15 protein-coding genes are annotated in these 21,520 nt (G+C 55.9%); 4 read left to right on the top strand and 11 right to left on the bottom strand.

Annotation, left to right across the window (positions count from 1 at the left end; all coding sequences use genetic code 11):
• Window positions 1-136 precede the first annotated feature (136 nt).
• Together QP442_RS02000 and xylA are read right to left on the bottom strand one after the other, a co-directional pair.
• A complete protein-coding gene (locus QP442_RS02000) occupies window positions 137-1,498 on the bottom strand; it encodes a xylulokinase (RefSeq protein WP_285069538.1) in 1,362 nt (453 codons plus the stop codon).
• A gap of 123 nt (window positions 1,499-1,621) precedes the next feature.
• A complete protein-coding gene (gene xylA, locus QP442_RS01995) occupies window positions 1,622-2,974 on the bottom strand; it encodes a xylose isomerase (RefSeq protein WP_103632883.1) in 1,353 nt (450 codons plus the stop codon).
• 87 nt (window positions 2,975-3,061) lie between these two features.
• Between xylA and QP442_RS01990 the strand changes: the two genes are divergently transcribed.
• Window positions 3,062-4,306: an ROK family transcriptional regulator gene (locus QP442_RS01990; RefSeq protein ID WP_219585560.1), complete on the top strand. Its 1,245-nt coding sequence runs from the start codon at window positions 3,062-3,064 to the stop codon at window positions 4,304-4,306.
• Between the two features lie 74 nt (window positions 4,307-4,380).
• Window positions 4,381-5,403 (top strand): LacI family DNA-binding transcriptional regulator, encoded by a 1,023-nt coding sequence (locus tag QP442_RS01985; RefSeq protein ID WP_103632881.1) that lies wholly within the window; start codon window positions 4,381-4,383, stop codon window positions 5,401-5,403.
• Between the two features lie 421 nt (window positions 5,404-5,824).
• On the opposite strand, the gene QP442_RS01980 is transcribed toward QP442_RS01985, so the two are convergent.
• The 7 genes from QP442_RS01980 to rbsK form a co-directional block, all read right to left on the bottom strand.
• Window positions 5,825-9,154 carry a hypothetical protein gene (locus QP442_RS01980; RefSeq protein ID WP_285069537.1) on the bottom strand — a complete coding sequence of 1,110 codons (3,330 nt, stop codon included), beginning with the start codon at window positions 9,152-9,154 and terminating at the stop codon, window positions 5,825-5,827.
• 290 nt (window positions 9,155-9,444) lie between these two features.
• Window positions 9,445-10,008, bottom strand: coding sequence for an RpiB/LacA/LacB family sugar-phosphate isomerase (locus QP442_RS01975; RefSeq protein ID WP_006680577.1), 564 nt, complete (start codon window positions 10,006-10,008; stop codon window positions 9,445-9,447).
• Window positions 10,008-11,051 carry an ABC transporter permease gene (locus tag QP442_RS01970; protein ID WP_006680578.1) on the bottom strand — a complete coding sequence of 348 codons (1,044 nt, stop codon included), beginning with the start codon at window positions 11,049-11,051 and terminating at the stop codon, window positions 10,008-10,010. The genes QP442_RS01975 and QP442_RS01970 overlap by 1 nt, the downstream gene beginning before the upstream one ends.
• 14 nt (window positions 11,052-11,065) lie before the next feature.
• A complete protein-coding gene (locus QP442_RS01965) occupies window positions 11,066-12,076 on the bottom strand; it encodes an ABC transporter permease (RefSeq protein ID WP_006680579.1) in 1,011 nt (336 codons plus the stop codon).
• A 5-nt stretch (window positions 12,077-12,081) separates the two neighbouring features.
• Window positions 12,082-13,590 (bottom strand): sugar ABC transporter ATP-binding protein, encoded by a 1,509-nt coding sequence (locus QP442_RS01960; RefSeq protein WP_006680580.1) that lies wholly within the window; start codon window positions 13,588-13,590, stop codon window positions 12,082-12,084.
• Window positions 13,591-13,703: 113 nt separating this feature from the next.
• Window positions 13,704-14,747: an autoinducer 2 ABC transporter substrate-binding protein gene (locus QP442_RS01955; RefSeq protein ID WP_103632878.1), complete on the bottom strand. Its 1,044-nt coding sequence runs from the start codon at window positions 14,745-14,747 to the stop codon at window positions 13,704-13,706.
• A 221-nt stretch (window positions 14,748-14,968) separates the two neighbouring features.
• Window positions 14,969-15,922: a ribokinase gene (rbsK, locus tag QP442_RS01950; RefSeq protein WP_006680582.1), complete on the bottom strand. Its 954-nt coding sequence runs from the start codon at window positions 15,920-15,922 to the stop codon at window positions 14,969-14,971.
• Window positions 15,923-16,383: 461 nt separating this feature from the next.
• Between rbsK and QP442_RS01945 the strand changes: the two genes are divergently transcribed.
• Both QP442_RS01945 and QP442_RS01940 read left to right on the top strand, forming a co-directional pair.
• Window positions 16,384-17,718: an aminotransferase-like domain-containing protein gene (locus tag QP442_RS01945; RefSeq protein ID WP_103632876.1), complete on the top strand. Its 1,335-nt coding sequence runs from the start codon at window positions 16,384-16,386 to the stop codon at window positions 17,716-17,718.
• A gap of 72 nt (window positions 17,719-17,790) precedes the next feature.
• On the top strand, window positions 17,791-18,801 hold the full coding sequence (locus QP442_RS01940) for a D-alanine--D-alanine ligase family protein (protein WP_103632875.1): 1,011 nt from the start codon (window positions 17,791-17,793) through the stop codon (window positions 18,799-18,801).
• A gap of 178 nt (window positions 18,802-18,979) precedes the next feature.
• Here QP442_RS01940 and QP442_RS01935 read toward each other — a convergent pair whose 3' ends face one another.
• Both QP442_RS01935 and QP442_RS01930 read right to left on the bottom strand, forming a co-directional pair.
• The gene (locus QP442_RS01935; protein ID WP_006680585.1) at window positions 18,980-19,609 is read right to left on the bottom strand and encodes an HAD family hydrolase; all 630 of its coding nucleotides are present in this window, start codon (window positions 19,607-19,609) and stop codon (window positions 18,980-18,982) included.
• A 248-nt stretch (window positions 19,610-19,857) separates the two neighbouring features.
• On the bottom strand, window positions 19,858-21,225 hold the full coding sequence (locus tag QP442_RS01930) for a ParB/RepB/Spo0J family partition protein (protein ID WP_103633009.1): 1,368 nt from the start codon (window positions 21,223-21,225) through the stop codon (window positions 19,858-19,860).
• Window positions 21,226-21,520: the final 295 nt, after the last annotated feature.

The raw sequence follows: 21,520 nt of genomic DNA, 5'->3' as shown, positions 1-21,520 counted from the left end.
TGTAAGTAATCAATAATGAAAGCTGGCACAGTCCGCCATCGCACTGCATCCCAGCTCTTCCCAATTGACGAGGCCGGCCACACTTCAAAGCCCCCAGCCTACTGAAAGGCCAGGGGCAAAGAAGTACCAGCTGATATCAGGCGCGGGAAGCCAGAACCTTCGCAGCCTGCTTCGCTGCACCGAGAGCAACGTATTCGCCGGGCTCGGGTAGTTCCACAACGGCATCTAGCATGTCTGCTGCCAGGGCCTGGACGGCTGTCGACTTCACGCCACCACCGACAATGAGCACCTTGTTCAACGGGACACCAAGCGCGCGCATGGCATCGAGCGCGTAGCGCATGAGGTTGAGCAGACCTTCAACCGTGGCGCGAGCAACGTGCGCACGGTCGGAGTTAGCCAACGTCATGCCGCGGAGCTCCGCCGTCGCATCGGGCAGGTTCGGGGTGCGTTCGCCTTCGAAGTAGGGGATCAGCTCGAGGCCTCCGGCATCCGGGACAGACAGGGCGTATTCGTCGAACTCTTTATAGTTCAGGCCGGTCACCTTCATCATCGCGTCGATAATGCGCGACGCATTGAGGGTGCACGCCAACGGTAGCCAGTTGCCCGATGCATCGGAGAATCCTGTCACCAGACCGGACGGATCAGCAACGGATGTTGCCGACACTGCTGCGACCACACCAGAGGTTCCGAGAGACAGCAGGGCACTGCCCGGCTCCAGGTCGACGCCCAGCGCAGAAGCAGCGTTATCGCCAGCGCCAGGGCCAAGGACAATGTCTCCCCAGCCACGCTCAGGGTCACCGTGACCGACCACGTCCCACGGACCAGCAATGGTCGGAAGAATGATAGAGGCAGCCGTGGCCTCGTCGATACGAAGCGCAGAGGCGAGAATATCGCGACGGTACGTCGGGGTCTCGCGTGCCATGTAGCCGGTGCCCGACGCGTCGGAGCGGTCGGTTGCCAGCTGGTCCAACGCGGGCTTGCCCATGATGCGCCAGGTCAGATAATCGTGCGGAAGGCAGATTGCGGCGATCTTGGCGACATTCTCGGGCTCGTTATCGGCGAGCCAACGCAACTTGGTGACGGTCAACGATGCGACGGGAACGGAACCCGTGGCCTCGGCCCACCATGCAGCGCCCTCAGAGCTGGCATCGTCGCGGTCATCGGTGCCACGTTCGCGAATAAGGTCGCGCGCAGCACCAGCCGAACGCGTGTCGTTCCACAGCAGGGCGGGACGGATGACGTTGCCGTCCTTATCCAGGCAGACCATGCCGTGCTGCTGACCGCCGACGGACAGGGCAGCCACATCGTCCAAACCGCCGGCACGTTCAAGGGCCTCCTCGAAGGCATCCCACCATTTTTCGGGATCAACTTCGGTGCCATCCGGGTGCGAGGCCTTGCCCTGGCGGACGATGGTGGACGTAGCGGGGTCGTAGATGACGACCTTGCAGGACTGGGTCGACGTATCAACACCGGCAACGTAGGGGCGAAGAGTGCTCATATATGCTCCAAAAGTAAGGGCTTTTCGAAGTGGCACCGATGCCACTTTTCCAAGCGAAGGAAGCGAAAGTACCCAAACGGGCGGTCACCAAAAGCTGGCGACCGCCCGTAAGGATAGTGTCGATCAGGCGCGGCCCAAAGTATCGACGATGTAGTTGTTAATCGTAGCCTTCACAGACTCGAGATGGTCCGACTTCGTGGCTGCAACAAGGTCAGCCTGCGGAATGTCAAGTGAGTGTGCTTCCAGCGAGGCGAGGGAGGCTGTGCCATCTTCGACCGTCGCACCGATGCCCGAATCGAAGGACGAGTAGCGCTCGGAGACGAGGTCTTCGATAAGTCCTTCTTCGTGCATGCGGGCTGCGACCAACAGGCCGGCTGCGTAGGAGTCCATGCCAACAACGTGGGCGCGGAACAGGTCCTCAGCGGTGAACGAGGTACGGCGCGGCTTGGCGTCAAAGTTCAGGCCACCGTGCGGGCCGATCTGGCCTTCTGCGAGGACCTCCCACATGACTGCGGTGGTCTCGTAGAGGTCTGACGGGAATTCGTCGATGTCCCAACCGATGAGCTTGTCGCCCTGGTTGGCATCGAGAGAACCGAGCATGCCAGCTTCGCGTGCCACGCGGATTTCGTGCTGGTAGGTGTGACCAGCAAGGTTGGCGTGGTTGCCTTCGAGGTTCAGCTTGAAGTGATCCTGCAGGCCGTAGGTCTGGAGGAAGGCGATGGTGGTTGCTGCGTCGAAATCGTACTGGTGGCTCGTCGGCTCCTTCGGCTTCGGCTCGAGCATGAACTGAGCTTCGAGACCGATTTCCTTGGCGTAGTCAACGCACATCTGGAACATTGCTGCGATGTGGTCCTGCTCGCGCTTGAGGTCAGTGTTCCACAGGTTCTCGTACCCTTCGCGACCGCCCCAGAACACGTAGTTCTCTGCGCCCAGGCGCTTGGCGATTTCCAGGGAGTGCTTCAGCTGTGCGCCGGCGTAGGAGTAGATCTCGGCGAACGGCGAGGTTGCTGCGCCGGAAACAAAGCGACGGTTGGTGAACAGTGAAGAGGTGTTCCACAGGAGCTTGACGCCGGTTTCCTTCTGCTTTGCTTCGATCGCATCGACAACCTTGTCGAGGTTTGCGTTGGTTTCGCGCAGGGTGTCGCCTTCGGGAGCGATGTCGCGGTCATGGAAGCAGAAGTAGTCAACGCCCAGCGCCTTGTAGAAGTCGAAGGCGTAGTCGACCTTGGCGAGTGCCAGATCGAGCGGCTTGGAGTACTTGCCATCGAAGGGGCGCTGCGCTGTGCCCTCACCGAAGGGGTCGACAAGTTCGGCCTGGAAGGAGTGCCAGTAGGCAACACCGAAGCGCAGCCATTCGCGCATGGTCTTGCCGGCGACCACTCGTTCGGCGTCGTAGTAGCGGAAGCCAAGACCCTGACGGAGCGACGATGTTCCGACGAAGGGGATCTTGTCGATGTTCCAGAGATTCTCAGACATGGTTGCCTCTCAGAGATTCAGAGATCGATATGATCGCTTTTGTTACATAACAAAACATACTGTGTGAAATGTACTAGAGTCAAGAGCATGGCAGCAGCAATTCGTCGACACACGTCGGTTTCCCAGCGAGCACCCCAGCGCCCGTCGGAGCGCGCAATGGCGGGCGTGAAGGCTGAAAGCCTGCGTGCATTGAACCTCTCCCTCGCCCTGCGACATATCCTTGCCGCCCCCGGAGAGATCTCCCGATCAGGAATTTCTCAAGCAACAGGCATTACGCGGGCCACCATCTCGCGCCTCGTCGATGAGCTTATCAACGCGGGCCTCGTTCTCGAACTTGAACCATCCATCGGCGGACGAGGTCGCCCAGCCAATCGACTCACACCAGCCCCAGGAAGGGCGGTCGCGCTGGGGCTCGAAGTCAATATTTCCGCCCTTGACGCTGTTATCATCGATCTGAGTGGCAACGAAATTGCACGAAATCGCATCGAAGGCGACTTTGCGAACTCCGATCACGTCGAAGTGATGACCTCATTGGCCGACATGGCACACGCTCTCGTCGAGGAACATCTTCCCGATGGAGCAATTTTCCTCGGCAGTGGATTGGCTCTTCCAGGCCTCGTATCCCCCGACCGACTGGCACTCGCACCCAACTTGGGATGGCGCGACATCCCCCTAGAAAAGCTGCTCGCTCCCCTATCAGACCTCTACCCTGCGATCGTTGCCAACGAAGCCGACCTGGCCGCCTTCGCTGTCGCACACCCACTTCCCGGCGTTCCCTCGGGGCCCGCGTCATTCGTCTACATATCGGGCGAAGTTGGCATCGGCGCCGGCATCATTGTCGACCATCGTCCGTTCAGCGGAGCACACGGGTGGTCCGGCGAAATCGGCCACATCTGCGCAGACCCTTCCGGCCCCCTCTGCTCGTGCGGGACTACCGGTTGCCTCGAGGCATACCTCGGTCTGCGCGCCCTCGCTGAGCGCTCCGGACTTGATCGCCACGCAACCGTTGAAGACATTCGCAAGGCGGCAGAAAACGGTTCGAAGCAAGCACGTGAAGCCCTCGAAGAAGGCGGAGCAGCCCTTGGTCGAGCGCTTTCAGCCGTCATCAACTCTGCGGACATCCCGCTGGTTCTGCTCGGCGGAATTGTCGCTGAACTGAGCGAATGGCTTGTGCCCGTAGCTGAAAAGGAAATCGAAACCCGCGTTCTTCAATACGCCTGGTCTCAGCCGAAACTCGAAGTAATCCGAGATTCCCAAGGTCTTGACTCGCGCGGAGCGGCATATCGAATTCTGCAGCGCTTGGTCGATGACCCCATGGCATGGACAGCATGACAAACTCCGCAGAACATCACGGTTTTCTTTCAGGGTGCCGCAATTTCACTCAATGTGCGGGTTAATCTGTATCCATGATCGGAGATGAGAAACCCCGCCCACGCCTTGTTGACGTCGCTCAAGCGGCAGGCGTTTCAGTTTCCACAGCTTCACGTGCTCTAGGACGAGGTTCCGAGCTCATCGGTGCGCAAACGCGCGACCACGTTCGAGAGGTCGCACGCAAACTTGGCTACAGAGTGAACCCCGTCGCCAGATCTCTTCGCCTAGCCAAAACGAAGCAGATCGGCATGCTCGTCCCTTCGATCTCCAACCCGTTCTACACGGACCTCATTGTTCAAGTCGAGCACCACTTATCCCAGCGCGGGCTCTCATTGCTCATTTCCGATGCGGAAATGTCTGTCACTACGGAAGACTTGAAGCTTCGCTCATTCGAAGGGGGTTCGGTAGACGGTCTGATCATCGTGCCCTGTCACGAATCTTTCTCAACGCCCTCCCTAGAGCGCGCGGCAGCCTTGGTGCCAACCGTCCAGCTCGACAGAGCCGTCTCTTTGCCTCACATCCCATTCGTTGGCGTTGACGACGCGCACGGCGTTCGCGAAGTCTTAGGACACCTGAAGGAACGCGGAGCACGTCGCATCGCGATGCTGTCGAATACGGGCTCTGATCTATCGTCCGTTAAGCGTGTGACCGAAGCGCGCCGGGCTGCTCCCGAGTTCGGGATGGAACTTGCGGACAGCGATGTCCTTGAATGCAACCATTCCGTCGAATCGGCACGTAGCGCAGTTTCAACCCTGATCAACGGGGGAAATCGCTGGGACGCGATCGTGTGTCTGAACGATCTTCTTGCCATCGGCGCAATTACAGAGCTCCGTCATCGTGGCTTCGGTATTCCCAAGGACATCATGGTCACCGGCTTTGACGATATTCAGTTCGCCGAACTGATGCGCCCATCCGTGACTACGCTACGCCAACCTCTTCCGGAAATTGCACGCCAGGGTGTAGAGCTTCTCCTTGACGAGTCGGACTCTGAGTTGCCCAAGCGTATCTTGGTTAAAGGTGAGCTGGTCATCCGGCAGTCGACGATCCCAGAATTTTAAACGGTCCGCAGCTGTACACAATCCCGAGGCTGAACAGGCCCAAGGGTTAAAAAGCCCAGAGTTTTTAGACCACCACTGTCTGAGCACGGTCGTCCGCGACCTTATCGGCATACTCGTACCGGCCTCGCGGCATCGTAGCACCTTGAGGCTTATAGGACAAATTGTGTTGATGGGTTAGTTCGGGGTGGGGTTTCATGGGGTGCAGGCATCGTGCCTGCCCCCACTGCTGAGCCTGGTTAATATCGAAAAGGGCATTAGCCCCTAATCCTGGTATGAACCTTCGTTTTGGTGATCAGGTGTTCAACCTGTTAACCCGTATCGCCTATCGACTTAGAACGTATAGCTGAATTTATGGTGGGGTCAATGCCTTCTTCAGGCATTGACCCCACCATAGGTTATCTGTCAGATTAAGACACGTTTTCTAGCGCGCGTGCTTTGGCTGGCGCCGCCGGGCAACCAGGTAGGCACCGGCACCCGCACTGATTGCCGATAGCCCCAAAATGGTGGACAGGTCGTCGGCTCCGGTTTTACCCAAGCCGGACCTGGAGGCGTTATCCGGTTCACCTGCGTGCTTGCCTCTATAGGCTGACCCGGGAGCGATGCAGTCTTGATAGAGCTTCTCGTAGGTGGCTTTTGCCTTATCCAACTGAGTGTTAGCCTGCTGCAGGGCTGCTTCAAATGGCGCTAGCGCGGCTTTAGCTTCTTTATAGGCGGCCTCTAACTGCTGTACTTCCTCGGTAGCAGTATCTGCTGCCTGCGTGGCTTCCAGATAAGCTTGATACTTTGCGAGGACGTCATCGATCGCCTGCTGGGTTTCGGCACTAACGCTGGTAGCTGCCGGTGCACGCATCGCCATTATGCTCAGCGGTGCTACGGGAGCAGGTGCGCTACCAGGTTGTTGTCCTATCCAGGTGTCAAGGTCGGGTACTTTCTGTGCGCCTTCGTTATCTACCGCAGCCTGATCTTTAGCTTTCTGGGCAGTCTCTTTGGCCGTGTTGGCATCTACTGCTTCTTGATCGGCGGTGTCTTTAGCTTTCTGCGCATCCTCTACTGGTTTCGCCGCGGCATCTGCTTTAGCCTGCGCCTCATCGGCAGCCTTTTGGGCGGCTGCTTTGTCTGCGTAATCTTTGGCTGCCGCGTCGTTTGCCGTCTTGGCATCCGCTGCTTTTTGATCAGCGGTGTCTTTAGCTTTCTGCGCATCTTGTGCCCGGGTTTCGGCCTCGGCAGCTTTCTGCTTCGCTTCATTTAGCTTGGTGGCGGCATCGGCTACTGCCGCATCAGCTTTAGCTTTTTCGTCTTTAGCGGTATTCAGGGCAGCGTCTGCCTGCTTTACTGCATTTTCTGCCTCATCCAACTGCTTCTTAGCGTCAGCCTTGGTGGCAACTACTGCGTCATAGTTCTCTTTGGCCACATCCAAAGCTTTTTGCTTTTCGTCCACTGTTTTTTGCGCGTCATCAGCAGCTTGCTGTTTGGCGTTAACCCCATCTTGTGCCTGGGTGACTGCTTCATCTGCTGCTGCTTTAGCCTTTTCAGCGTTGTCCAGTTCCGTGGCTTTATTTTCCACCACGCCGTTCTGATTGTTAGCAGCTTCCTTGGCAGCTTTCAAAGCTTGCTCGGCAGCGGGAACCGCAGCTTTAGCATTATTAAGTGCTGCTTCTGCTTCGTCCAGCGCTTTCTGGCAAGCCTCACAATTCTTCGCTTCCTTAGCGGCGTTATCCTTCGCGTTCTGTAAGTTTGTCTCTGCAGTTTTTTGTGCGGCCTGCTTTGCCACAAGCGTGACTTGAGCTGCATTTAACGCAGTCTGTGCATCTGTAGTACCTTTAGCAGCTGTCTCCTTCAGAGGAGCATAGTAGTTTAGGAGTCTTTCCCTATACTCTGATACCGAGTAGGACTCTTCTGCGGTGTAAGTGCGGAACTGTTGAATATTTGCCATTGGATTCGAACCGAAACCAAAACCAGTATACAGAAATTCCCGTTTCATTAGCGATTCATAGTGTCCCGTGGTATTAACAATCCAATACCCGTACTTAGCTTTTTTGTTATCAGAGTAGCTAACCGGACCACCATTATCGTCATAAAAATGCTTTTCAGCGTTATACCAACCGTCGTAAGGATTCAAAGACCAAGCTAGATTTTCTCCACTTCTACCAACTTCTTGCAGAACTCCCCAGTTATTAGTGTGGTTCTTGGTAATTGCGGAACCATTAGCGTTTATTTGGGCAAGTGCCATTAACTGGTCCGTCACTCGAAGGGCATCCATGGAACCAAAGTTATTATCCCCAGCTGTTCTAAAACCATTTCCTTGATCGATATAGTCCAGAGCTTTCAGCATATTTTCAAGCGAAGTCGCATCCCCGTCAGCACCTATATGAGTGTGGTTCACAAGGGGCGTATCACCGATTTTGTAATCTGTATTGAGCTCTTCCAAGGCCTTAGTTGCATTCATCTTTTCGAAGAAGCCTTTTGATCCTTTAGCAATCTGCGCTTTAGCATCAGCTTTGGAAGCTTCCAGAGCCTCTTTCGCTGCCTTAACCGCTGCTTCCGCTTCTTTGACTGCCTGGTCTGCGGCATTCTTTTCGTTTTGCGCAGTAGTTACCGCTGCATTAGCAGCGTCGCATTTTGGCTGCTGTGCATCCAAGTCTTTTTGCGCTTTATCTCTATTGGCTTCAGCCTCTTTTTGCGCCTGGACGGCTTCCTCATAGGCGGTCCGCTTTTCCGCCTGTGCCTGGCTTAACTTACCTAGCTCAGTCTTTGCATCTTCAAAGGCATTTGTCGCGTCAACAACCGCCTGCGCTTTCCCTGCCGCGGCATCCTGCTTTTCTTTCAGTGTCGCTTTAGCAGCCGCAAGCGCTTCATCTGCAGTTTTCCTAGCCTCGGCAGCAGCGTCCTTTTCTTTCTGCGCCTGATCTACCTTTGCTTGTGCTTCACTGACCGCATCGTCGTTTTCCAGAACATCTTTAACGTCCTGCAATTTATTCTGCGCGTCAGCTAAGGCTTCTTCTTTATTTTTTACCTCATCCGCAGCGTCTTGAGCTTTTTGCTCTGCGTCTTGCTTGGCGGTTTCAGTATTCTTGGCATCCTGGTCTGCCTGCTCCGCAGCCTTGGTGGCTGCGTCCAGGTTAGATTTAGCTTCCTCGGCTTTTTCTTGCGCCGTAGCCAGAGCTGCTGCGGCCTCATCGACAGCTTTCTTAGCTTCAGCTACTGCGTCAGCTCCGGGGGCAGCCGCCTGCGCCGCAGTATTTGCTTCGTCCGTTGCCTTTTTGTTCGTCTTGGCTTTACTGAGGTTTTCTTCGGCCTGCTTTTGCTGCTGCTTAGCCTGCTCTAAGCCCTTTTGAGCTTTATCCAGATTAGCAACTGCCGCCACCAAGGCTTGTGCCGCCTGGTCCTGCATCTGCTGGTGCGCAGCGGTGGCATCATCGCGCTTCTGCTGCTGGTCAGCTTGTGCCTTCCGCAAGGTATCCTGAGCGCCTGCATAAGCCGCGAGGGGCTCTGCAATCTCGGGTTTGGATTGTTCAACATCCAAATTTGTGGCCGCATCCGTGGCTTGCTGCTGGGCGCGCAGATAATCCTGATAGGCCTTGTTGACCGCAGCTACGTCAACTCCGACGCGGCACTGCGAAACAGCTCCCTGAATATTCAACTTGCCCTGCGGTTCTGCTTGATTAATCCCGAATGCCGCTCCCGCCGGAGCCACCAGTGCGATCCCGGTGCCTACTGCAATCGCTACCTTCGCAAGCTGTTTGCGCGCCATATCAATCCCCTCTGATTGGTTTAGTATTTCGCTCGAAATAGGTAAAGATTATAGATTCCCTGTAACCCTAATCCTACCCCACGCATAAAAGTCCAGCCACCCTTTGGGTATTAACCCCAAAATGTTACTTAGCCCGGAACAGACGATAAAACAAGGAAAAAATCAACACATTTTGTCCTATAACCCCACCTTGACCTATACAGCAATCGGCGGGCCCACCACTGTCGTGATGGACCCGCCGATTTCAGTTCAGACGATGTTCAAACCGTCAGGATCTACGTATCTGAGTCTCAGTACGCAAGACCCTTCGGTTCGTCTGCCAGCACTGCCGACTGCGGGTTAACAACCTCGAAACCGTTTGCCTTATAGGCCTCGTAGTCGAAGTTCTCGCACTCGTCAAAGCCAATGCGGTGGTAGGCGTAGAAGCCTTCCCAATCTTCGTAACCGCTGCCAAGCTCCGACTCGAGGAATGCATCCGCCATGGCCATACCCTTACGTTCAGCGATGTAGAAAGCGCCCATGGCCAGCAGGTTTGCGCTGTTTGCGGCAGCTGCGCGACGAGCTGACGCAACGGATTCGCAGACGGCTGCGTGAACGTGAGGAACCTTTGAGGCTGCGATGTGGATACCCATGCCGGTGCCACAGAATGCCAGTGCTCGCTCAAATTCGCCTTCGGCGATCTTCGCACCCAGAGCAAAACCGACTCTGTGATACATGGGAGTCTTATCAAGGTCCGGCGTAATGTCGGTGACGGTCCACCCACGATCCTGAAGGTGCTTCTTCACGGCCTCCTTCAGAGGGAAACCAGCGAAGTCGGCGCCGACGACAACGTGCTTGCTTCGTACGGTCTTCATTACTTCTTCCTTCCCGCAAGGAGGCCCTTGAAGGGGTTCTTGCCGTTGAATTCATTCATGCTGATAACGAACAGCAGGACGCCGCCCCAGATGAGGGGTCGGTAGAAATTGGAGATATTCGGGAACATGTTGAGGCCCGAAGACAGGACCTGCAGCACGAGGATCGCCATGACGACGCCGGCAATTCGACCACGGCCACCGTTGGGGTTCACGCCACCGAGGACGACGATCAGAACGGTCAGCAGTGTGTAGCTTGCGCCGTAGTCGGCCTTCGCGGAGTTGTAGTTCGCCAGCATGACAATGCCTGCAACGGCTGCCATGATGCCCGACAGGATGTAGGTGCGCATCAGCAGGCTGGTGATCTTCAGACCGGCAAAACGTGCCGCGGTTTCGTTCGTGCCGATCATCAGGATCTTGGTGCCAAAGCCGGTCAGGGTAAGGATCAGGCCGACGATGACGCAGCAGATGATGAAAATGACAAGCGGCATGGGGACAAGACCGCCCAGATGGGCTGCGAATACCGAACCGAATGCGTCGGGCACGCCTGAAACGGGCTTGCCTTCAGTCAGGATGATGGCGACACCACCGAAGAGTTCGAGTGTGCCCAGTGTTGCGAGGATTGGTGGAATCTTCAGCATGGAGACGAGCATGCCGTTGATGGCACCGCAAATTGTGCCAACAAGCAGTGCGATAACCAGTGCGATCACGACGGCGAGACCTGCTTGGCCACCACCATCGCCGGTGAGCATTGCTCGCAGGACAAGGGCTGCGCTAATCGATGTCACGTTTGCGATTGCCACGACCGAGAGGTCGATGCCTGCGGTGAACATGGTCAGCATGACGCCCAGAGCCATCAGACCGAATTCAGGGAACTGGATTGCCATCGACTGCCAGGTACGCAGGGCGAAGAAGGGGCCCGGGCGAATCACGGCGAAGAAGATGAGGAGCAGAGCGAAGACGATGACGAGCCTCGTCATGTAGGCATCCTTCGTCATGAAGGACGGGAGTGCGAAAGAACGCTTCTTTACGGATTCAGTAGTCATTTCACGCTCTCCTTTCACAGAATCGAGGCTCGTTGCTTGCGGCTACGAGCAACCTGGATTGCTGAAACGCCGGTACCAACGATGATCAGCAGGCCGAGCGCGAAGCCCTGCCAGAAGGTGGGAATACCGGTCAGAATCATGGAGTTCTGAACGATGACGATCAGCAGGGTGCCAAGCACGACACCGGTCAGGGAGCCGGTACCACCGGTAATGGCGGTTCCACCAAGGACGACGGCCGCGATGACCATCATTTCCATACCAAGCAGGTTGGTCGGGTGCATCTGACCCATGGAGGTCGTACGAACCATGCCCGCGAGTGCGGCGATGACACCAACGATGACGTAGAGCCAGAACTTGGTGCGACGGACCTTGAAGCCTGCTCGTTCTGCTGCGGATTCATCGCCACCGATGGCGAAGATGCCACGACCGAACATCGTGTATCGGGTGATGAAGTAGGCAATGGCCAGGACAACCACGAAGATGAGGAAGCTGGTCGGCATCGCGGACTGGAGTCCGGATTGCGTGTTCGTCACCGTAAACAGTGAGCTAGCGCCGAAGGTCTTCATGGATTCGGGAATGTTCGGGATCTGCACCGAGTTCAGTGCGCCCTGCATGACACCGGAGAAGACGTTCGAGGTGCCGAGCGTGATGATCAGCGTGGGAACGGTCAGCCACGAGGTGAAGATACCGTTGAAGGCACCAAGCAGTGCACCAAGGAGCATTGCCATCAGGAAGGGGACGATGACCGGTCCGTTGAATCCCTGATCGACAAGGAAACGCGTAGTTGCGTAAACGGCAAGCGATGCGAGGGCCGGGAAGGACACGTCGATGCCACCAGAAACCAGAACAAGGTGGGCGGCGACGGCGAAGAGTCCGGGGACGACCATTGCGTTTGCCAGGTCAACAAGGTTGTTTGCCGTGAAGAACTGACCGCTTCGTGCCTGGATGACGAGTGCAAGGGCAACGATAACCAGGAAAACCCAGAATTCGTTGGCTCGCAGGATCTTTGTTTTAAGAGACGTCATGTTCATCACGCTCCTTGAGTAGCAACGTCACGCGACATCAGTTCACCGAGTTCGGCTTCGGATGTCTGGGCGGGGTCGATCGATTCACGGATTCGGCCAGCACGCATGATGAGGACCTTCGAGCAGTTCGTCAGAACTTCCGCGATGTCGTCAGAGATGATGACGATGGCCATGCCTTCGCGTGCGAGGCGCTGAAGGATGGAGTGAATCGTGTACTTGGAACCGATATCAACGCCGACCGTCGGACCGTTGAGGATCAGGACATCCGGTTTCGTTGCAAGCCACTTGGCAAGAACGACCTTCTGCTGATTACCACCGGAGAGAGTGGAGACCGCGTTGTCAGGATCGGGGGTCGCGACCTCGAGGTCTTTGACCCAACGCTTCTCTTCTTCGGCGATGCGCTTCTTATCGAGAACACCGAGTGCGCCAGCGAATTCGTCCATTTCTGAGATGACAATGTTTTCGCCGATGGAGCGTGACAGGAAGAGACCTTCTGTCAGTCGGTCTTCGGGGACCAGTGCGATACCAGCATCGATAGCGTCTTGGATGGACTTCAGGGTGACGGTCTTGCCGTTGATGGCGATCGATCCGGCATTCGTGGGCAGGGCGCCGAACAGTGCAAGAGCGAGTTCGGTACGGCCAGAGCCGAGCAGACCCGTAATACCCAGGATTTCGCCACCGTGGAGCGAGAAGTTCACGCCTTCGAAAGCCCCTTCTGAGCCCAGATCCTTGACCTCAAGGACGGGGTTTTCGGTCAGGGTTGATGCTTCGAAGCGAGTTTCGTCGAATTCCTTGCCCGTCATGTACTTAGCGAACTTGTGACGGTCGAGTTCGGATGAGTCGCAGGTGATGACCTTTTCGCCGGAGCGCAGGATCGTGAAGCGTTCGGAGATTTCGAAAACTTCTTCGAGCTTGTGCGAAACGAAGAGGATCGCAATACCGCGTGCTTTCAGATCGGAGATGATCTTGAAGAGGGCGTTGACCTCGTTCTTCGTCAGTGCCGTTGTGGGCTCGTCCATGATGATGAGCTTGGCGTCTGACATGAGTGCACGGCAGATGGCGACCAGCTGCTTGTCAGCAACCGAAAGGTCGCCGACGCGCGCATCAAGGTCGACATTGAAACCGATCTTGGCAACTGCTTCTTCAGCGATCTTCCTCAATCGCTTCCAATTAACGAGCTTTCGTCCGGCTGCGACCTCCGTCGTCATAGCAAGGTTTTCCATAACCGACAGGTTTGGGAAGACGGAGAAGTCCTGATAGATAACCTGGACGCCCGCGTCGATCGCTTCGAGCGGCGTCATCTTGGTCCAAGATTTTCCGTTAATTTCGATGGTTCCCGAGTCGGGCTCGTGGACACCAGAAATAACTTTAATAAGCGTTGATTTTCCGCAGCCATTCTCGCCGGCAAGACAGTGGATTTCACCGGGAGCGATGTCAAGATTGATGTCGTGAAGAGCGTGCACACCAGCAAAAGACTTGTTGATGTTCTTCACTGAAATAAGCGGCGTTGTCATAAATCGATTCCTTCCAGCCCGCATTTAGCGCATAGAGATACGCGATCGCGATTTCAGTGCTTCAACAGCATCGGTGCTGGGCATCTTTGCCCAGCACCGATGCTGAGGAGCTATCAGAAGCCGAAGCTATCGACATTGTCCTTGGTGATCTGGATCCAGCCGTTGCCTTCCAGAACCTTGTCGGAACCCTCGGAGAAGTGCATCTCTTCATAGCCCTTGACGCCCAGATTGACACCGTCAGTGATCTTGTCACCGTTCAGGATCTTGGTGGCGAGTGCTGCCATTGCGTAGCCAGCATCTGCCGGATCCCACAGGGTCAGTGCTGCAACGAGGCCCTTATCGAGGATTTCCTTGTTGGCTGCCGGCATGCCGGTACCTGCGGTGAAGACCTTGTCCTTCAGGCCAAGTTCGTCAATTGCACGTGCAACGCCGGGAGCGTCGAACGAGGAGGTGCCCAGGATGCCCTTAATCTCGGGGTACTTCTTGAGAACTTCCTTGGCGACCTGGTAGGCGGTTTCGCCGTTGTCTTGAGACTCAACACGAGGTTCTGCCTCGAGCAGGGTCATGTTCGGGTAGGCCTCCTTCTGACGTGCAACTGCACCGTCAGCCCATTCGTTGTGGGAAGCGTTCGTCACGTGGCCGACCATCGTGGTGTAGGTGCCTTCTTCACCCATGGCTTGTGCAAGGTTGTCCATGATGAATGCGCCGTACTTGGCGTTGTTGAAGGCTTCGATGTCGTACATCGTGTTTTCCTGCGACGCACCTTCGTGTGTCACAACAACGATGCCTGCATCCCTTGCTTCCTTGAGGGCGGGCTCAATTGCGCCCGGATCAACCGGAACGACGCCGATTGCGTCAACGCCCTGCGCAATGAGGTCCTGGATGACCTGCGCCTGCATCGTGGCGTCAGTTTCCGATGGGCCCTTCTGGAACACGTTCATGCCTGTGTCGGCTGCGTACTTCTGAACGCCGGTCTCCATACGGACGAACCACGGGTTGGTGGCGTCCTTAGGAACGATGGCGATCGTGTAGTCGCCGTCACCCGATCCGCTTGCTGCGCCGGAGGCTGCAGTATCACCCGCACCACCGGAGCACGCTGCAAGTGCAAGTGCTGAAGTGAGAACGATTGCACTAGCGGCTACAATACGAGACTTCATGTTGACTCCTTGAGATTCACATCCACATTGATGAGGATCGTTGCACACGAGGTGCGTGGATCATTTCGTTGCATCACACCGCCATCATTAGCGGTATGTCATGCGCGAATGATCGACCAAATAGACAGCTATCCATCTGATCGTTCGTACGAACATGCTCGATGGTATATTGCACAGCACACACGAAGCAACCTTCTTCGCATGATGTTGTGCAATCGTTATCAAAGCCCAAATACCCGCGATGTTGCTAGGTTAGATCCGACCTCGGAAAGCCAGGCAGAGAACTCTTGCGCATCACGGTAGGATTTCTGAGTACCGCGACCCGTCACCGACAGTGCCGCGTATGCGTTTGCCAGTTCCAGAGCTTCGGCTTCGTTGAGCCCCTCAGACAAACAGTGCGAGAAACACCCAATGAAGGCATCGCCCGCGCCGGTTGTGTCAATCGCCTTCGCCGGGAATTGCTCCAAGCGAACGTCTCCCCCGTCAGCGGAGAGCCACCAGACTCCTCGAGACCCGAGCGTGACGATGACGTTTGTGCATCCGGCATCCAAAAGGACTTGCGCTGCAACACGAACCTCATCGTCGGTGGACGTCGGCAGTCCGGTCAGTAGCTCGAGCTCTGTCTCGTTGGGCATGACGTACTGGCACTTCGCCGCGAGCGCCAAGTCGAGTTCCTTCGTTGCGGGCGCGGGGTTAAGAAGAACCGGAATACCAAGACGGTTACCCAGAGCGATTGCAGCCTTCACGGTTTCGAACGCGATTTCCAGCTGAAGAACAATCAGTGAGCATTCACTGATCGCGTCGGCGGCCTCTTCAAGGTCCTCCGGGGTCAGACCTTTGTTCGCACCCTTGACGATGATGATGGAGTTATGTGATTCCTGGTCAACGAAGATCGGGGCAACGCCGGATGTTCCGTGAACCTGCTTCACAAACGAGGTGTCGATGTCGTTGTTTCGGTAGTTCTGCAGGTAGGTCTCACCGAACGCATCGTCACCAACGCAGGTCACCATCGTGACTTTGGTGCCGAGTTTTGCGGCTGCGATTGCTTGGTTTGATCCTTTTCCGCCGAACCCGATCTCGAAGTCGAGGGCTTCGATGGTTTCGCCTTCGACGGGCATGCGGGTGATGTACGTGATCAGATCAGTGTTGTTCGAACCGATGACTGCGATGCTCATGGAACCACCTTGGTAAAGAGGTTGAGGGGTTAAGAGCGTATTTATGGGCGACAATGCCCACGTTTAACGCTGGATGAAATGATCCTAGCGCAAACGTTTGCGTTCTGTCATCCACTTGTCGTGTTGTTCTTCGTCGGAATCATTTCGTTATGAAATCCGCTTCGTCGTGCTCACCTTCAGCAGAAAAGAAGAACGAGGCTGCCCGCGCCTGCTGAAGCTGTGCGCCTCATTGGTGGACGCGGCCTCGTACCCCTCATCCTTGATGATTACCCTTGGTACTCGTGGCGCTTAGCTTCTAAGCGACGCTTCACTCCCCCGTTTGTCCATAACCGCCCGCCCTATTCACTATGTGGCACTCAATAGTGGCAGACTAAGAACCAGTGTTGCCTCGGTCACGACCATACAACGCTGGCTCACCGCATCCACGCGATGAGCAACCAAACCAAGAGAAGGAAGGTCCAGTGAGCACGCAAGCGCAGAATCCGGACAGCAATCAGCAGGGAAACCGACTCGACCCGTGGTTTAACGCCTACGCAGAGCGAGCTCACAACCTGCGAGCTTCCGAGATTCGCGCACTGTTCTCCGTCGTCTCACGACCCGAAGTTGTCTCCCTTGCCGGTGGCATGCCGAACCTGAAGGACCTCCCCCTCGACCAGCTCGCTGAATCAGCGAAGCGCCTGATCTCAGCGCACGGTGCCCAGGCTATGCAGTACGGCTCGGGTCAAGGCTGGGAAGTTCTGCGCGAGCGCATCACCGAAGTCATGAGCTACGACGGAATCGTCGGCGCTGATCCCGACGACGTTGTCATCACCACCGGGTCGCAACAGGCTCTCGACCTGATGACTGAACTCTTCATCGATCCGGGCGACGTCATTCTGTGTGAAGCACCATCGTACGTTGGTGCACTTGGCGTGTTCCGTGCCCGTCAGGCCGATATCGCGCACGTCCCCATGGACGACAAGGGCATCATCCCGACCGAACTAGAACGCGTCATCCGCGAGGTCCGCGCATCAGGTCGCACCATCAAGATGCTCTACACCATCCCGAACTTCCACAACCCGATGGGTGTCACCCTGTCGCTGGAACGTCGCCCGCAAATCACCGAGATCTGCATGCGCGAAGGCGTCCTCATCATGGAAGACAACCCCTACGGTCTGCTCGGCTTCCACTCCGACCCCATGCCGGCACTGAAGAGCTTCTCCCCCGAAGGCGTCGTCTACCTCGGCTCCTTCTCGAAGATGTTCGCCCCGGGCTTCCGCATCGGCTGGGCCTACGCACCACACGCCATCCGCGACAAGCTGGTTCTCGCATCCGAATCCGCGATCCTCTCCCCCTCGATGATCGGCCAGATGGCTATCGCCGACTACCTGTCCAGCTACGACTGGTATTCACAGGTCAAGACGTTCCGCGCCATGTACGCCGAACGTTGCCAGGCCATGATGGACGCCCTCGAGGAATTCATGCCAGACTGCGAGTGGACCCATCCCGACGGCGGCTTCTACACATGGGTCACACTCCCCGAGGGCCTCGACGCTAAGTCCATGCTCCCTCGCGCAGTTCGCGCCCAGGTTGCCTACGTGTCCGGCACCGCGTTCTACTACAACGGCGAAGGCGCCGACCACATGCGCCTCTCCTTCTGCTACCCGACTCCCGAGCGTATTCGCGAGGGCGTCAGGCGACTTGCCACCGTCGTGAACGCAGAGAAGGAACTGGTCGACATGTTCGGTGCCGGCTTCCACCGTCGGAACATCGATGACGTTGGCCCAGGCGTAGCACCCGCACCAAACGCACTCTGACCTGCATAAATACTTCGGCGCATCGTCGCGCATCCACACATCGGCATACCACTATTACTAAGGAGTAATCCCGTGGCATTAAAGGTCCTCATCATTGCTGGCGGCCTCACACATGAGCGCGACGTCTCGGTTCGCTCTGGACGCCGAGTCGCAAACATCCTCACCCAGGCCGGCTATACCGTGCACGTTGCCGACGTTGATCACCAGCTGACCAGCGTCATTGACGAGTTCGCACCCGACGTCATCTGGCCCGTCGTCCACGGCTCCATCGGCGAAGACGGTTCTTTACAGACTTTGCTCGAGGCAATCGGCATCCCCTTCGTCGGCTCCTCATCCGTGCAGGCGATGCTCGCGTCGAATAAGCCGACAGCTAAGTCCTTGCTCGGTTCGGCTGGCTTGGTAACACCCGGCTGGGTTTCACTTCCCCAGATCCTCTTCCGCCAAATCGGCGCCTCCCAGGTTCTCGATGCTATCGAGTCACAGACTCAGTTCCCCGTCATCATCAAGCCGACCGACGGCGGTTCTGCTCTTGGCCTCTCCGCAGTTCATGACCCTGGAGAACTCCGTAGCGCGATGGTCGATGCCTTCGCCTACGGTGAGCACATCATGGTCGAGGAACTCATCAAGGGCCGTGACATCGCAGTTTCCGTTGTCGATCTGGAAAACGGTCCGGTGGCTCTCCCTCCGGTTGAGATTTCGACCGATGGTGGTCGCTACGACTACGCAGCGCGTTACACAACGGACGAAACCGAGTACTTTGTGCCCGCCCGCTTCACCGAGGAACAGCTCGATGTTCTACGCCAAGCAGCCGTCGAGGCACACACGATCCTCGGTCTACGCGACCTGTCACGTATCGACTTCGTTGTCGATGATGAAGGCACCTGCTGGTTCATCGATGCTAATGTCACGCCGGGTATGACGGATACGTCGCTACTCCCCCAGGCCGCCAACGCTGACGGTTCCTTCGCTGAACTGTGCACGCGCATCGTTGAGTTCGTTGCCACTGGCCGTCATGTTCGGATCATCGAAGACAAGGTCGACCCTTCCGCTTCCTATGACGACGAGGCCGGCCAGACCGAATAGGGTTTCACTTAAAACAGTGGCCGGATTGCGCATCGCAATGTGCGGTCCGGTCACTGGAGTATGTGATGATGTTTCACGTGAAACAATGACGTGCTCATCAACAGAAATGCTCGTGAAGAATTGGGAAAAGTTCGATTCAACCGACGCTAAGCATTGGAATTTCGCAACAAATTGAAGATTACTTCAGCATCCCCAGAGCATGAAGATCCGCACGCGCCTGGGATGCATTTTCCCAGAGCAGGCCCTTCATTCCCAGAAGCTCCGCGGCACGAACGTTCTTCTTGCGGTCGTCGATGAAAACAGCATCTTCAGCGTCCACGTCAAAACGTTCGATAGCTTCACGGTAGATCGAGCGATGAGGCTTCGCGGAACCAACCTCGCAAGAGAATACGAAGTCATCAAAGTGCTGTGCCCATGCAGTGACGCGGATTTCTTCAGCAATAGCGAAAGGCGCGTTTGAAAGAATGCCTAGGACGATGCCGTTTTCTTCCAGTTCACGAATAATCTGAACGGCCGGTTCGACGGCGTCGTGCATTCGAATCGAATCGTACGCAACCAACTGAGCAATCTGATCATCGGTGATCCGTGGTGCACCGCAGTCGCCTGCTACGCGATCCCAGAATTCACGATCCGAACACCCCTCGTCATAGCTGGCACGGTGTGCCCACATTGCTTGGTCAACAAGGGAAACGAAAGCATCGTCGGTCTGTCCGAGGATCTCGGCCACACGCTGAGGCTCGGGATGAGATTCAACCAGTACTCCACCAACGTCAAATAGGGCGACATGTGGTGTCTGCTGTTGCGACATGCGACCCCCTAGTGCTCGTGATGGTGTCTCTATTGTTTCCGATTGACTTCCGATTAACCACTTTCGTGTCGAAAGACACGCCACATAGTGAACACCCGTCAGAAACCGCGCAATTGAACCGAAAGCACGGCTCATTACAGGGTTTGAGAGGAGGCGATTATGCATACTTTACGGAATGGTGTGCACTACCGATCCAGGCAACGACGACCCGAAGAGAGCGTATTCCAAGCAGGACAACGCCAGAAACGTTACCGCTTCTGTTCCGCGATCAGGTCCGCGATACGTTGGAGATCTTCTTCTCCAGCAAACTCAATCACGATCTTGCCTTTACGAGCGCCTTCCGTGATCGTTACCCGAGTCTCATAGACATCTGACAAAGAGCTAATCACCGCCTGCCCAAGAGCAGACACAATCTTTTCGCGCCTGCGTGTAGGACCCGTCTGAGCTTTTACCCGTCCCAAGCGAATCAATTCTTCAGTTGTGCGCACCGAAAGGCCCTCAGCAATAATACGTTGAGCAAGAGATTCCATCTCTTCAGGGCTATTCAATGCGAGCAATGCACGCGCATGACCAGCAGAAATAGTCTGCGCGGCAACCTTGCTTTGAACCGATGGGGGTAGTTTCAACAGTCGCATTGTGTTCGCAATTTGCGGGCGAGACCGTGCGATTCTCTTCGAAAGCTCTTCCTGAGTTGTGCCGAAGTCGGCCATCAGCTGCTGGTATGCAGATGCTTCTTCCAGCGGGTTCAACTGCGCACGATGAAGGTTTTCCAAGAGCGCATCGCGCAGAAGATCGGAGTCTTCCGTCTGGCGAATAATTGCCGGAACTGCCTCAAGACCAGCTAGCTCGGACGCACGAAGACGCCTTTCACCCATGATGAGTTCGAAACGAGCATTCGGCTTCTCTGCAAGAAACTCCTGCATTCGCTCAGTCATCGGAGCGTCAAAGTTAATCGGACGCACAACGATCGGCTGAAGAACACCGACCTCACGAATCGAGTCGCGAAGTTCGGCAAGATCATCTTCATCGAAAACTTCACGAGGTTGCCTGGTATTCGGAACGATTAGATCGTGCGGAATTTCGGCGAATGTTGCACCTGGAACCGGAACGAGGTTATCCAATGTTTCACGTGAAACATTCGCTTCATCAGACGACAAATCATGCTGATCCAGCTGCTGATTCGATTCCTGAGCACTGTGTTTATCGAAAGCATCGGCAATGGGGGACAGTCTACGCGGCTCCGATTTCGACTGAGTTGAACGCGCTTTCGTGGCACTCGAACGCGTTTTTACGTTTTCCTCAAGGCTTTCTGCTGGCGAAACAGACGTGGACGCCTCAACCTTTTTAATCCGTGAAGACGCTTTTTTCGTCGTCTTTGAAGCGGACTTTGTTGTCTTCGGATTCAGAAGAGACGCTGCTGAACCTCCGCGTTTACGTGACGCTGAAGGAGCTTGACCAGCCGGACGGGCGGGGAAGAACACATCGAGAGGATTTGATGGAACACTGGGGGATGACGACTCGGTCGATTGAGTATCAATCTGATTTGGAATCAAAGCACCGAGCCCCTTACCCAATGCTGAGTGACGGCCACCTGTGGTCGACTTCTTATCTGCCATCATTAACCTCCGTGACGAGTTTATGTTTCATTGTTTCACGTGAAACATCGATGCGCATATCTCGCAGCACGGGGTTGTGGAAAGCTTCAGTGAGTATTTGTTAGCTATGAATAGCGTTCTTCGTACACGCAGAGAACAGGTAATCATCGTCAATGTTTCACGTGAAACATTGGAAGCAGAGGCATCCAGAAGTGCACAACGATGCACATTGCAACGTGATTGTTTCGCGTGAAACAACCTCTAAGGCCAACATCCGGCACACATAGAACAACTATTATTATCGCAGGTCAAAGGC

It is taken from the genome of Pauljensenia sp. UMB1177 (assembly GCF_030217965.1).
Lineage (GTDB): Bacteria > Actinomycetota > Actinomycetes > Actinomycetales > Actinomycetaceae > Pauljensenia > Pauljensenia turicensis_A.
The sequence above is the reverse complement of the archived record's forward strand: the minus strand, read 5'-3'. Positions and strand labels throughout refer to the sequence as shown.